Origin of the sequence: Mesorhizobium sp. B2-3-15 (assembly GCF_006442875.1) — a bacterium.
Classification (GTDB): Bacteria; Pseudomonadota; Alphaproteobacteria; order Rhizobiales; family Rhizobiaceae; genus Mesorhizobium; species Mesorhizobium australicum.
Map to the genome: position 1 here is coordinate 201820 of NZ_VFVO01000002.1, position 13647 is coordinate 215466.

Annotated in this window: 14 protein-coding genes; all 14 read left to right on the forward strand. The window is 63.2% G+C overall.

Annotated features, from left to right (window positions below; genetic code table 11):
• The first annotated feature begins 413 nt into the window (after positions 1-413).
• The 14 genes from FJ954_RS05055 (at position 414) to FJ954_RS05120 (ending at position 13645) form a co-directional block, all read left to right on the forward strand.
• Positions 414-1703: an imelysin family protein gene (locus tag FJ954_RS05055; protein ID WP_140660635.1), complete on the forward strand. Its 1290-nt coding sequence runs from the start codon at positions 414-416 to the stop codon at positions 1701-1703.
• 49 nt (positions 1704-1752) lie between these two features.
• The gene (locus tag FJ954_RS05060) at positions 1753-2064 is read left to right on the forward strand and encodes a (2Fe-2S)-binding protein (protein WP_140660636.1); all 312 of its coding nucleotides are present in this window, start codon (positions 1753-1755) and stop codon (positions 2062-2064) included.
• Positions 2030-2515 (forward strand): bacterioferritin, encoded by a 486-nt coding sequence (bfr, locus tag FJ954_RS05065; protein WP_015314026.1) that lies wholly within the window; start codon positions 2030-2032, stop codon positions 2513-2515. The genes FJ954_RS05060 and bfr overlap by 35 nt, the downstream gene beginning before the upstream one ends.
• A gap of 12 nt (positions 2516-2527) precedes the next feature.
• Positions 2528-4129 (forward strand): di-heme oxidoredictase family protein, encoded by a 1602-nt coding sequence (locus tag FJ954_RS05070; protein WP_140660637.1) that lies wholly within the window; start codon positions 2528-2530, stop codon positions 4127-4129.
• A complete protein-coding gene (locus tag FJ954_RS05075; RefSeq protein ID WP_140660638.1) occupies positions 4129-5208 on the forward strand; it encodes an imelysin family protein in 1080 nt (359 codons plus the stop codon). Before FJ954_RS05070 ends, FJ954_RS05075 begins: the two co-directional genes overlap by 1 nt.
• Positions 5209-5560: 352 nt before the next feature.
• On the forward strand, positions 5561-6667 hold the full coding sequence (locus tag FJ954_RS05080; RefSeq protein WP_140660639.1) for a DUF1513 domain-containing protein: 1107 nt from the start codon (positions 5561-5563) through the stop codon (positions 6665-6667).
• A gap of 107 nt (positions 6668-6774) precedes the next feature.
• Entirely contained in the window at positions 6775-7452 is a 678-nt protein-coding gene (gene tsaB, locus FJ954_RS05085; protein ID WP_140660640.1) for a tRNA (adenosine(37)-N6)-threonylcarbamoyltransferase complex dimerization subunit type 1 TsaB, read from the forward strand.
• An 82-nt stretch (positions 7453-7534) separates the two neighbouring features.
• Positions 7535-8029 (forward strand): ribosomal protein S18-alanine N-acetyltransferase, encoded by a 495-nt coding sequence (gene rimI, locus FJ954_RS05090; RefSeq protein WP_140660641.1) that lies wholly within the window; start codon positions 7535-7537, stop codon positions 8027-8029.
• Between the two features lie 121 nt (positions 8030-8150).
• Positions 8151-8951: a 1-acyl-sn-glycerol-3-phosphate acyltransferase gene (locus FJ954_RS05095; protein WP_015314020.1), complete on the forward strand. Its 801-nt coding sequence runs from the start codon at positions 8151-8153 to the stop codon at positions 8949-8951.
• Between the two features lie 63 nt (positions 8952-9014).
• Complete coding sequence (gene miaB, locus FJ954_RS05100) at positions 9015-10436, forward strand: tRNA (N6-isopentenyl adenosine(37)-C2)-methylthiotransferase MiaB (protein WP_140660642.1); 1422 nt, start codon at positions 9015-9017, stop codon at positions 10434-10436.
• Positions 10437-10519: 83 nt separating this feature from the next.
• Positions 10520-11512 (forward strand): PhoH family protein, encoded by a 993-nt coding sequence (locus tag FJ954_RS05105; protein ID WP_031241013.1) that lies wholly within the window; start codon positions 10520-10522, stop codon positions 11510-11512.
• An 18-nt stretch (positions 11513-11530) separates the two neighbouring features.
• Positions 11531-12037: an rRNA maturation RNase YbeY gene (gene ybeY, locus FJ954_RS05110; protein WP_015314017.1), complete on the forward strand. Its 507-nt coding sequence runs from the start codon at positions 11531-11533 to the stop codon at positions 12035-12037.
• Positions 12038-12065: 28 nt separating this feature from the next.
• Positions 12066-13160, forward strand: a complete 1095-nt coding sequence (locus FJ954_RS05115) for a hemolysin family protein (protein ID WP_015314016.1) — start codon at positions 12066-12068, stop codon at positions 13158-13160.
• Between the two features lie 14 nt (positions 13161-13174).
• The gene (locus tag FJ954_RS05120) at positions 13175-13645 is read left to right on the forward strand and encodes a VOC family protein (protein ID WP_140660643.1); all 471 of its coding nucleotides are present in this window, start codon (positions 13175-13177) and stop codon (positions 13643-13645) included.
• The last annotated feature ends 2 nt before the right edge of the window (positions 13646-13647 follow it).

Sequence of the window (13647 nt, forward strand, 5' to 3'; positions counted from 1 at the left end):
GATCCTAGGACGTCTCGCCAAGCGGCAATTGCCTGGCACCGCCGCAAGAGAGTGTCTGCGGGTCGCACCCGGGATGGCGACTGTCAATCGTACAGTTCGGCCGCAAAGTCGGTGCAAGGGAACGCGTAAAGTTGACAGTTGTAGTTTAGAATAATTCTAAACTGTTGTTTCGATTAGGTTTTTCAGCAATTTCCGTTGACTCCATCGAACTCGAAGTTTTAAGGAAGCTTGCGCATTGGCGCATCCCTTTGATGTCTGGGCCTTGAACCCGTTCGATTGGAGGCATTTTGGTGTCTTTCTTCCCTGAGCCGCGCGGCAGCGCGGCATATCTTGCGGCCGGTGGCATGCACACGGCCTGGTGCCGGTTGCCGCGCGCGCCGTTTGCGGAATTCCCGAGAAACTGGAGAGCGATAATGACGGCACGATATGGCAGCAGGCTTGTGGCGATCGGCGCCACGGCGCTGCTGACGGCGGCGGTGTTCGTGCTGCCTGCAAAGGCGCAAACCGATGCGAAGGCGGTGATCAAGACCTATTCCGACATCGCGCTTGCCAAGTACGAGGATTCGCTAACCACGGCGCGGACGCTGGACAAGGCGGTCGACGCGCTGCTGGCCAACCCGTCGGCGGAGACGCTCAATGCCGCCCGCGACGCCTGGAAGGCGGCCCGCGTCCCCTACCAGCAGACCGAGGTCTATCGCTTCGGCAACAAGGTCGTCGACGACTGGGAGGGCGAGGTGAATTCCTGGCCGCTGGACGAAGGCCTGATCGACTATGTCGCCAAGAGCTACGGCACGGAATCGGACGCGAATTCGCTCTACACCGCCAATGTGATCGCCAACAAGGAGATCGAGATCAACGGCAAGAAGATCGACGCCGCGACGCTTTCGCCGGAATTCCTCTCCGGCACCTTGCAGCAAGCCGGCGGTATCGAAGCCAACGTCGCTACCGGCTATCACGCCATCGAGTTCCTGCTTTGGGGCCAGGATCTGCACGGCACCGGTCCAGGCGCCGGCGAGCGTCCCTATACGGACTACGACCTCAAGAACTGCACCGGCGGCAATTGCGCCCGCCGCGCACAGTACCTGACATCGGCAACTGACCTTCTGGTCGCCGACCTGCAGAAGATGGTCAACGACTGGAAGGAAGACGGCACCGCGCGCAAGAACCTCGTCGATGGCGAGCCGAACACCGCGATCTCGATCATCTTCACTGGCATGGGCTCGTTGTCCTACGGTGAACTGGCCGGCGAACGCATGAAGCTCGGCCTGCTGCTGCATGATCCGGAAGAGGAGCAAGATTGCTTCTCCGACAACACCTACAACTCACATCTCTATGATGCAGTCGGCATTCGCGCCGCCTATCACGCCAGTTACACCAGGCTGGACGGCACCATCATTTCGGGCGCCTCGGTGCACGACATGGTCAAGGCGGCCGATCCGGCAATCGACAAGGAGCTGTCCGACAAGCTCGATGTTTCGGTCGCCAAGATGGAAGCCATCAAGGCACGGGCATTGGCCGGCGAGGCCTACGACCAGCAGATCGCCGAGGGCAATACGGCGGGCAATGCCACCGTGCAGGCGGCAATCGACGCATTGATCGACCAGACCAAGTCGATCGAACGCGCCGTCGGCGCCTTGAAGCTCAACAACATCGCCTTCGAAGGCTCCGACAGTCTCGACGCGCCCGACAAGGTGTTCAAGTAAGCCCCCAGCCAAACGGCGCATCGGAGCGCCGTCAGCCAGAGCGACGAAAATGCTGATCTGCCATTGCAACATCATCACCGAGAAGGAGATCGAGCAGACGATCATCGACCTGCTGGATCAGGATCCCTGGCAGCTCATCGTGCCGGCAAAGGTCTATCACGCCATGCACAAACGGGGTCGCTGTTGCGGCTGCTTCCCAAATGTGGTCGAAACGATCATTCGGGTCACCGAGAACTACCACGCCCGCTCGCAGGCAAGCGGCGTGGACATCGTTTCACATCTGGATCGCGTCAGAGGCCTGCGCGTCCAATACGGGAGCAGGACCCATGAAAGGCGAACCACAGATCATCGAGCGGCTTAACGAAGCTCTTTTTCTGGAGCTCGGCGCCGTCAACCAGTATTGGGTGCATTTCCGCCTGCTCGAGGATTGGGGATACGCCAAGCTGGCCAAGAAGGAGCGGGCGGAATCGATCGAGGAGATGCACCACGCCGACAAGCTCGTCGCCCGCATCATCTTCCTTGAAGGCCATCCCAACCTGCAGTCCGTGGCGCCGCTGCGCATCGGCCAGAACGTCAAGGAAGTGCTCGAATCCGACTTAGCCGGTGAGTATGACGCGCGCACTGCCTATAAGCGCTCGCGCGAAATCTGCGAGGAAGCGGGCGACTACGTGACGATGAAACTGTTCGAGGAACTGCTCGCCGACGAGGAAAGCCATATCGACTTCCTCGAGACGCAGCTCGACCTGCTGGCCTCGATCGGTGAGGAAAAGTACGGCCAGCTCAACGCCGCACCGGCGGACGAGGCGGACTAAGGATATGCGGGAATGCGGCGCCTCTTAGACGTCCTGCGCCGCTTGCGGCGGGCCAAGGGCCCGCCGCGCCTCCGGAAAATGCCAGCCATATCGGCTGGTCGGCACGGCATTATTCTGATGCTGGCGCTGACCACTTCTGCCATCGCCGGCGACCTTCTACCCGCCGGTCTCGCCACCACGCGCACCGACCTTAATGCCAAGGATCAGGTGCGCGTCACAGCCATTACCAGGCCGACCACGGATTTTTCCAAGCCCGAGCCTTTCGAACTGATGCAAGGTGGCGCCGGCACCTCGCGGAAAGACATCAGCCGTGATTCCTTCTCGCAATCTTCGGCCAACATCAGCTTCGAGGAAGAAGGCACCTTCAAGCTCGGCAATGCGCTTTTCCGCAAGAACTGGGTCTCATCGCCGTCCTCGACGCAGGCATCGGATGGGCTCGGACCCTTGTTCAACGAACGGGCCTGCCAGAACTGCCATCTGAAGGATGGACGCGGACGGCCGCCGCAAGCCGATGTTGCCACCACCTCGATGTTCCTGCGGCTGGCGCGCGATGCCAGCAGCGCGGAAGAAAAGGCGGCGCTCGCCGACTATAGGCTGCTCAACCTTCCAGACCCGGTCTATGGCACGCAATTGCAGCAACTGGCCGTGCCTGGTCTCAGGGGTGAGGGCAGGATGCGTGTCGACTATCGGGAACGGAAGGTGGAACTGCCGGACGGCACCGCGGTTTTACTGCGCAAACCCGCCTATACGATCGATGATCTCGGCTACGGGCCGCTCGATCCGCACACCACGCTGTCGCCGCGCCTGACGCCGCCGATGATCGGCCTCGGCCTCATCGAACAGATCGCGCCGGCCGACATTCTGGCCCGTGCCGACCCTGACGACAGGGATGGCGATGGTATTTCCGGCAAGCCCAACATCGTGCGTGATGGCCTGAGCGGCGAGCTGACGCTTGGCCGTTTCGGCTGGAAGGCGCAGACCGCGTCGATCCGCCAGCAGGCCGCCGATGCCTTTGCCGGCGATATCGGCATCTCGACGCCGGAGGCGCCGAAACACTGGGGCGATTGCACCGCCGCGCAGGAAAAGTGCCTCGCCATGCCCAACGGCGTGCAGGCGCGCCTCGGCCCGGTCGAGGCGCCGGCGCCGGTGATGGATCTCGTCACCTTCTATTCGCGCAACCTGGCGGTGCCGGCGCGACGCGACCTCGCCTCGCCTGAGGTGCTCGCCGGCAAGAAGGTCTTTTATGAAATCGGCTGCGTTGCCTGTCACACGCCGAAATTCGTTACCCGTCGCGATGCACCTGACAAGCCGCAGGCGTTCCAGTTGATCTGGCCTTATTCCGATTTCCTGCTGCACGACATGGGGCCGGATCTTGCCGACGGCCAAGCTGTGGGCGATGCGACTGGCAATGAGTGGCGCACGCCGCCGCTATGGGGCATCGGCCTCACTGAAATGGTCAACGGCAATTCCTTCTATCTGCACGATGGCCGTGCGCGCACTTTGGTCGAGGCCATCTTGTGGCATGGCGGCGAGGCGCAGAAGGCGCGCGACCGCTTTGCCGCCACTAGCGCCACCGAGCGCGATGCATTGGTCAAATTTCTGGAGTCACTCTGATGGCGAAGCGTTTCGCGCTGGTTCTCGTTCTTCCGCTGGTTCTGCTGGGCGCCTTGCCCGCATCGGCCGCGGTGAAAGCCTCTGATGTCATCCAGCGCGCGATCGACGGCTTTGTCCGCCCGGCATATGAGGACCTGCACCAGCATGCGAAAGCCCTCGCCAAAGCCATGCACAAGCTTTGCGAGGCACCCTCGCAAGCGGACCTTGAAGCGGCGCGAGCCGCGTTCTCGGCTACCGTCTACGCCTGGTCATCGGCCGAGATCATCGGTTTCGGGCCGATCAAGGAGAACAACAGGCTGGAGCGCATGCTGTTCTGGCCGGATCGCAAGAGCATCGGCCTGAAACAGGTGCAGGCGGCGTTGTCTGACAAGGATCCCGCCGCCACCGATCCTGTCCAGCTTGCGGGCAAGAGCGTTGCCATGCAGGGGCTCGGGGCGCTGGAATTCGTGCTTTACGGCGACGGCGCCGACGCCTTGACGGGCAAGGCTGAACCCTATCGCTGCGCTTACGGGGCGGCTGTCGCCGGCAACATCGAAACCATCGCCGCGGACGTCAGCGCGGCCTGGGACAAACCAGACGGATTCGCGGCACTGTGGGCCAATCCGGGGCCGCAAAACCCGCTCTATCGCGATGGCAACGAGGCGGTCACCGAACTGGTCGGCGTCTTCATCAACGAACTGGAAATGGTCCGTGACGTGCGCCTGAAGGGTTTTCTGGGCGCCAAGCCCGAGGCCGACAAGCCAAAACAGGCGATCTACTGGCGTTCGCAAAACACCGCCAACGCGCTGGCCGGAAATCTGGCCGGCATCGATGCGCTGTTCCAGGTGTCGAAGCTCGGCAACGCGCTGCCGCCGGATGCGCGCTGGATGGCAGAGTCGATCCACATCCAGCTGATCAACGGCGTTGCGACCGCCAAGGCCGTCCAGGGTCCGATCGACAAGGCGCTCGCCGATCCGGCGCTGCGCGAAAAACTCGAGCATCTCGCCCTCATCACCTCCAGCCTGTCGACCCTGATCGGCACCAGGCTGACCGCCGAATTCGGCCTGACCGCCGGCTTCTCGTCGCTGGATGGAGACTGAGCGTGACCTTGAGATTGGCCGAAACGCCCATAGCTTCGTCATCCTGGGGCGAAGCAAGGAGCGAAGCGACGCGGCGTAGATCCCAGCATCCATGCCGTGACCGCAAGGCCTTGCAACGGTTCAGAATTCTGCTCTGCTGCATTCCTCGGCGAAAGTCACGGCATGGATCCTTGGGTCTCCGCGACGGAGCTACGCTCCTGCTCCGCCCAAGGATGACGAAGTTCCGGAGGCTTCGGCCAACTTCCAACGTCTGCGATGAGTCATTCGAAGAATCGGCAGGTGCCAAGCGTCAGCTCCGATCCCTAAAAATTACCATGTCTTGGAGCCGGCCAGTGCAGGGGAGGGCCATGTCTTGAAAACGCGTCTCATCGACCGCCGCGATTTCTTGAGGGCCGCCGGCATTGGCTTTGCCGCCGCCGTGACGCCCTCGGCCTGGGCAAATACGCTCGCGGTGGATGCCGTGTTCGCCACCGCCTTCGTCAAGCGCGACGGCAGTTTTGGTGCCGCCGTCCTGTCTGAGGCCGGCAAGGTGCTGCATGCGATCGACCTGCCCGATCGCGGTCATGACGTCACCTTCGATCCGATATCGAAGCGTTCGGTGGTTTTCGCCCGCCAGCCCGGCACCTTCGCCGTCGTTTTCGATCACGCCGGGCGCGACGCCTCGCAGACCATCGCCAGCATCGCGGGCCGGCACTTCTTCGGTCATGGTGTCTTCTCGCCCGACGGCGCTCTGCTCTACGCCACCGAGAACGACTTCGACAACGCCGCTGGCGTGGTCGGGGTCTATGACGCGCGGGCGAAATTCAATCGCGTCGGCGAATTCCCGACCTACGGCATGGGCCCGCACGAACTTCTTCTGCTGGGCGATGGCAAGACGATCGCGGTCGCCAATGGCGGCATCGAGACCCACCCAGACTATGGACGCGCCGAGCTCAACATTGCCACCATGAAACCTTCCTATGTGCTGGTCGACCGCGTCACCGGCGACCTGATCGAAAAGCATGAACTGCCGGCCGCTCTCCACCAACTGTCGATCCGCCACATGGATATCGACCAGACCGGCACCGTCTGGTTCGGCTGCCAATACAGGGGCTCCGGCACCGATCGTCCGCTTCTGGTCGGTCGCGCCGCGCGGGGTAAGGAGTTGGCATTGCTCGACATGCCGCGGGATGTGCTGTCCGGTTTCCGCAACTATATCGGCTCGGTCGCCGCCAATCCTGGTGCCGGCACCGTCGCCGTCTCCTCGCCGGAAGGCAATTCGCTTGTCGTGATCGATGCGGGCAGCGGCCGGATCGTCTCCTCCAGCGCGCTGGTCGAGGTCTGCGGCGTGGCGCCCGACGGGGCAGGGTTCATGGCCACCACGGGCGCCGGCGAGATCATCGAGGGCGGTGGTGCCACGCGGACGGAGCCGGACTATGTCTGGGACAATCACATGCTGCGCATAGGGCCGGCGGCATAAGCTCTTCTGCCAGGCCAAACCGAAGCCGCTTAACAAATTATGCACTATACACTTGCGGTTGCGCGCTATGGCGGGCACAGGGAATTGTTTCTCGAACCGGTCGTTTCATGAAAGTTCTCGCCATCGACTGTGCCGCCAGCCTCTGCGCCGCCTGCGTCTACGACGCGGCGGCTGGGCTGGAGCTTGGCCGCTCGGTGCTTGATCTGGGCAAGGGTCATGCCGAGCACCTGATGGCCGTCATCGCTGACGCGTTGAAGACCGGCGCGACCGACTACGCCGGGCTTGGCGCCATTGCCGTCTCTGTCGGTCCGGGTTCCTTCACCGGCCTGCGCGTCGGCGTGTCGACGGCGCGTGGCCTGGCGCTGGCGCTCAAGCTGCCGGCAATCGGGGTGACGACCCTTGAGGCACTGGCCGCCGAGGCGGCCGGTGCCTTTCCTGGCCGCGCCGTGCTGGCGGCGCTTGATGCCGGCCGCGAGGAAATCCATGCCGCACTGTACGATGAAATGTCAGTGTTGACTTACGGTCCGGCCGTGGCCACGCTTGCGGATGCGGTGACGATGGCCTCGGAACGTTTCGCGGTGCTCGCCGGCACGGCAGCGACGCTGATCGCTGACGCGGCCGGCCGCACCTTTGACATCGGGCCTCGGGCGGCCACCGCCGACATTCTCACCTACGCCCGGCTGGCTGCCGCAAAGGGGCAGGGCGAAAGGCCGAAGCCGCTTTATCTGCGCGGTGCCGATGCCAAGCCGCAGGCCGGGTTCATACTTTCGAGGCAAAGACCATGATCCCGAAAAGTGGAAGCCGGTTTTCGCGGACAAACGGTTCCGTTTGTCCAGAGGTCATGGTCAGACGAGAAAACGAGAATTGATGCGCATACCTTTTCTTCAACCACGTCGCCGGGACTACGCGCTCGAACTGCTCAGGATCACCGACAGCGCCGCGGTCTCGCTGCTGCACCGCGAGGATTTTGTCCGCCCCTGGACCGATGGTGAGTTCGCCGCCCTGCTCGAACAGGACACCGTGTTCGGTTATGCCGCGCGCGAAACCGGGCAGGGCGCCAAGCCGCCTGTCGGCTTCGTCCTCGCCCGGCTGGCCGCGGGCGAGGGTGAAATCCTGACCGTCGCGGTGGCACGGTCGCATCGTCGCCAGGGCCTGGGCTGGCAGTTGATGGACGCAGTGCTGCGCGAATTGCATTCGCAGCGCGCCGAAGCCTTGTTCCTCGAGGTCGATGAGACCAATGCCGCGGCGATCGCCCTCTATCGTCGGTTGGGTTTTCGGGAAGTCGGCAAGCGTCCGGATTACTACAAGTCGCCCGACCGCGGGCCGACTGGGGCGCTTGTCATGCGCCGCGATCTTCGCTAGCCAGGGACCGCATGATCCCGAAAATCGAATCCGATTTCGGAGAGGATCATGCGCCAGAATTAAGGTGTTACAGCGTCCTTTGCGCGTCCAAGAGGACGCGCGGCGCTGTAATGGTAGGGCGATGATCAAGAAAATCAGAATTTTCCTGGCGCTGGGCCTCGTCGTCGCTGGGTCGCTGGTTTTCGTGCCGCTGCAGATCCTGTCGATGAAGACCGGTTGGTGGCCGGAAACCTTCATCCTCAAGATCTGGCACCGGCTGATCATCCGGGCGCTTGGCATGCGTATCCATGTCAGGGGGGCACTGTCCGACAAACGCCCCTTGCTGGTTGCCTCGAACCACATCTCCTGGACCGACATCATGGTGCTGGGCTCTTTTGCCGATGTGAAATTCATCGCCCGAGCCGACATGGAAGGCTGGCCGCTGATCGGCATGCTGTCGAAACTGCAGCGCACTGTTTTCATCGAGCGCGAACGCAAGCGTTCGTCTGGCGATCAGGCCAGCGAGATCGCCAGACGCATGGCCAAGGGCGATGCCATGGTGCTGTTCGCCGAGGGTTCGACCGGTGACGGCAATGTCGTCCTGCCCTTCAAAAGCACCCTGTTTGGCGCCGCCTCGATGGCCATTTCCGAAGGCGCGGCCGAGCAGGTCTTCATCCAGCCCGTTGCGATCGCCTATACGCGCCTGCACGGCGTACCGCTCGGCCGCCGCCACCGCCCGATCGCAGCCTGGATCGGCGATGAGGACCTGATGCCGCATCTCAAGGTGCTGATGGCCGAGGGCGCGCTCGACGTCGAGGTGCATTTCGGCGAGCCGATCGCCTTTGCCAAGGGTTCCAACCGCAAGGAAACGGCCAAGCTGATGGAAGGCCGGGTGCGCGAGATGATGCAGGCGGCCCTTACCGATCCGCTCCCGAGCCGCTGAACCCAGCGGCCCCAAGGCAGAATCGTCTGTTTTTTGTCACGGAAAGGCGTTAGAAGCCGCCGGATGGACTTGAACACGATTGAAAGCGACGACATCGGCACTGCGGCCGGACAGCCGGCGGCGAACGCCACGGCAGCCAAGAAGGTCTTCGTCAAGACCTATGGCTGCCAGATGAACGTCTATGATTCACAGCGCATGACCGATGCGCTGGTCGCTGACGGTTATACGGCGACCGATGCCATCGGGGAGGCCGATCTGGTGCTGCTCAACACCTGCCATATCAGGGAAAAAGCCGCCGAAAAGGTCTATTCCGAACTTGGCCGCATCCGCGACATGAAGGCGGAACGCGCAAGTGCCGGCCGCGAGATGCTGATCGGCGTCGCCGGCTGCGTGGCGCAGGCCGAGGGCGCCGAGATCATCCGGCGTTCGCCGGCCGTCGACCTGGTCATCGGTCCGCAGACCTATCACCGTCTCCCCGACGTGCTGGCACGGGTTCGCGGCGGCGAAAAGATCGTCGAAACCGAGTACGCCATCGAGGACAAGTTCGAGCATCTGCCGCAGCCCAAGCGTGCCGAGGTGATCAAGCGCGGCGTCACCGCCTTCCTCACCGTCCAGGAAGGCTGCGACAAGTTCTGCACCTTCTGCGTCGTGCCCTATACGAGAGGCTCGGAAGTGTCGCGGCCGGTGGCGCAGATCGTCGCCGAGGCCGAGCGCTTGGCCGAGGCCGGGGTGCGCGAGGTGACGCTGCTCGGCCAGAACGTCAACGCGTGGCATGGCCAGGGCGAGACCAAAGGGGGCAAGACCGCGGAATGGGGTCTTGGCCGGCTGCTGTTCCGGCTGGCCGAAATCCCCGGCCTGGCGCGGCTGCGCTACACCACCAGCCATCCGCGCGACATGGACGACGAATTGATCGCCGCGCACCGCGACTTGGCCGCACTGATGCCCTATCTGCACCTGCCGGTGCAATCCGGGTCGGATCGCATTTTGAAGGCGATGAACCGCAGGCATACGGCCAAGGACTATCTGGCGCTGCTCGACCGCATCCGCGCCGCCCGCCCCGATATCGCGCTGTCGGGCGATTTCATCGTTGGTTTCCCCGGCGAGACGGAGGCCGATTTCGAGGCGACCATGGATCTGGTGCGCCAGGTGAATTATGCCTCGGCCTTCTCGTTCAAATATTCGCCGCGTCCCGGTACGCCCGGCGCCGAGATGTCCGACCACTTGCCGGAAGCGGTCAAGGACGACCGCTTGCAGCGCCTGCAGGCACTGCTGTTGAAGCAACAGCAGGATTTCGGCTTGAGTTTGATCGGCAGCACCATAGATACGCTGATCGAGAAGCCCGGTCGTCAGGCTGGCCAGAAGGTCGGCCGCTCGCCTTGGCTGCAGCCAGTTATTGTTGATGAAAACGCCGGCGAAATCGGTGACATTATCAAGGTGCGAATCACGAAGACGGGCTACAACAGCCTGTTCGCCGAATTGGCCTGATGGTCTCGGCAGATGAGGAGAGACGGTTGAGCGCAGCGGAGCTGAAGAATCTGCCCCCGGTACCGGCATCCGGGGCTTCTGACATGGCGCACATCGTTTTGACTTTCGACAACAACAAGCTTGCCAGCGCCCTTTACGGCCAGTTCGACGAAAACCTGGCCCGGCTTGAGCAGAAGCTCGGCGTCGACATACGCTCGCGCGGCAACCAGCTGACCATCAAGGGATCCGCTTCGGCCGCCGAACAGGCGCGCCGCGCCTTGGACAATCTCTACGGCATCCTGCAGAAGGGCGTCGATATCAGCCAGTCCGATGTCGACGGGGCCGTGCGCATGGCTATCGCCGCCGACGACCAGCTCACGCTGCCGACATTGGAGCGCAAGGGCAAGGTCTCCGCCGCCCAGATCGCCACCCGCAAGAAGACCATCTATGCCCGCTCCCTGAACCAGGACGCCTATATGCGGGCGCTGGAGCGGTCGGAACTGGTGTTTGGCATCGGTCCGGCCGGCACCGGCAAGACCTATCTGGCGGTGGCGCATGCGGCGATGCTGCTGGAACGCGGCATGGTCGAGCGCATCATTTTATCGCGACCGGCTGTCGAGGCCGGCGAACGGCTGGGCTTCCTGCCGGGCGACATGAAGGAGAAGGTCGATCCGTATCTGCGACCGCTCTATGACGCGCTCTACGACATGATGCCGGCCGACAAGGTCGAGCGTGCGATTGCCGCCGAAGTAATCGAAATCGCGCCGCTCGCCTTCATGCGCGGCCGCACGCTGGCGCACGCCGCCGTCATTCTCGACGAGGCGCAGAACACCACGCCGATGCAGATGAAGATGTTTCTCACCCGTCTCGGCGAGAACTCGCGCATGATCGTCACTGGCGATCCGACACAGATCGACCTTCCTCCGAGCACCAAGTCGGGCTTGGTCGAAGCCTTGCGTGTCCTCGACGGTGTGGCAGGCGCGGTAACCGTGCGCTTCAACGATGTCGACGTCGTCCGCCATCCGCTGGTGGCGGAAATCGTCAGGGCCTATGATCGGGACGCCAAGCTGGCTCGTGGCCTCGGTGCCGAGAATTGATCTTGACGATGCGGCCTCATGCCTGATGACAACACATCCGGCGGCGGGAGCCTCCCGGTTCCCGTCGAGATCGATATATCGGTTGAAGCGGGCGACTGGCCCGATGAAGCAAGCCTGACGCGGCTGGTCGATCGCGCGGTTGACGCCGCCTTTGCCGAGACCGGTGCGGCGGGTCATTCCGAACTCAGCATTGTTTTTTCCGACGACGCCCATGTCCGTACGTTGAATGCCGGCTGGCGCGGCAAGGACAAGCCCACCAACGTCTTGTCTTTCCCGGCTTTTCCGCCGGCAAAAGGCGGCCCGCTGCCGCCGATGCTCGGCGACATCGTGCTTGCCGCCGAGACGGTGGCGCGCGAGGCGGCACTGGAAGACAAGCCGCTGGAGAACCATATCTGCCATCTCGTCATCCATGGCCTGCTGCATCTCATGGGCCATGATCACGAGACCGACGCGGAGGCCGAGGAGATGGAAGCCATCGAGCGCGCCGCGCTGGCAAGGCTTGCCATTCCCGATCCCTACGCGTAACTAAAAACGACCAATTGACCGGACGACGATGAACGACAAACCAGAGACTGCCGCCCGCCCCGATGTCGGCAGTGCGATCAAGGCTTCCGATACGTCGGAAGAGGGATCAGGTCCGAGTACCGTCACCCCTGGTGTTGCCAACACTGGCAGCGCGGCCATCGAGCCGTCGCCTGCCGGCCCCTCCCTGTTCAACCGCGTACTGGGCCTGTTCCGGCAACGCAACGGCACCAGCCTGCGCGAAGAGATCGCCGGCGCGCTCGCCGAGACGACGAGCGATGTCGAATCCTTCTCGCCTGGCGAGCGCGCCATGCTCAACAACATCCTGCGCCTGCGCGAGGTGCGCGTCGAGGACGTCATGGTGCCGCGCGCCGATATCGAGGCGGTCGAGATCGCCACGTCGCTCGGTGACTTGCTTGGCATGTTCGAACAATCCGGCCATTCCCGCATGCCGGTCTATTCCGAGACGCTCGACGACCCGCGCGGCATGGTCCATATCCGCGACGTGCTGGCCCATATCACCAAGCTGGCGCGCGTCAGGAAGGGCCGTGCAACCCGCAAAACGCCTGTCGCCACGGTTCTCGATCTCGCCCAGGTCGACCTCGCGCGCACCATCGGAGAGCTCAACCTGATCCGGCAGGTCCTGTTCGTGCCGCCGTCGATGCTTGCGTCCGACCTGATGGGCCGCATGCAGACGACGCGCACGCAGATGGCCCTGGTCATCGATGAATATGGCGGCACGGACGGCCTCGTCTCGCTCGAGGACATCGTCGAGATGGTGGTTGGCGACATCGAGGACGAGCACGACGACGACGAGCCGATGATCACCCAGACCGGCGACGGCGTGTTTATCGTCGATGGCAAGGCCGAGATCGACGAGGTCGCCAAGATGATCGGCGAGGATTTCGCCGCCGGTGAACATGGCGAGTATGTCGACACCATTGGCGGCATGATCTTCAACACGCTCGGCCGCGTGCCGGCGCGCGGCGAGGTGGTGCAGGCCATTCCCGGCTTCGAATTCCATGTGCTGGACGCCGATCCGCGCCGCGTCAAGCGCGTGCGCATCGTGCAGAGCCAGAAGGGCGAACGCCGCCGGCGGGTCACGGCGCGCACCGAACAGGCCTGAAAGCCTGCTGTCGCATGACGATCGAAGATCCGTTCAAGCACTCGGTCCTCGGCTCCGGCGTGTTTTACAAAGATCCACGCTCTGCCCTGGATTGGCTTGAAGCAGCCTTTGGCTTCGAGCGCAGCATGGTGGTCAGCAATGCCGAGGGAAAGCTGGTCCACGCCGAAATGCGGTTCCGCGATTGCTACCTCATTGTCGATTGTGAATGGGCCGATCATGTCGCGAGCCCCGCGTCGGTCCAGGGCAAGAACACGCAATCGGTCTATGTCAGGTTGAAAGACGGCCTGGATGCGCATTGCGAGCAGGCCCGCGCGGCCGGTGCTGCAATAATCCAGGAGCCGGCGGACCAGTTCTACGGCGAACGCCAGTATCGGGCGCGCGATCCCGAGGGCCATGTCTGGACGTTCACGCAACCGGTGCGTTCTGTTTCTCGTGAAGAGGCCGAGCGGTTGGGTGGCCTGCGCATCGAAGGCTGGCACCGGTAGAG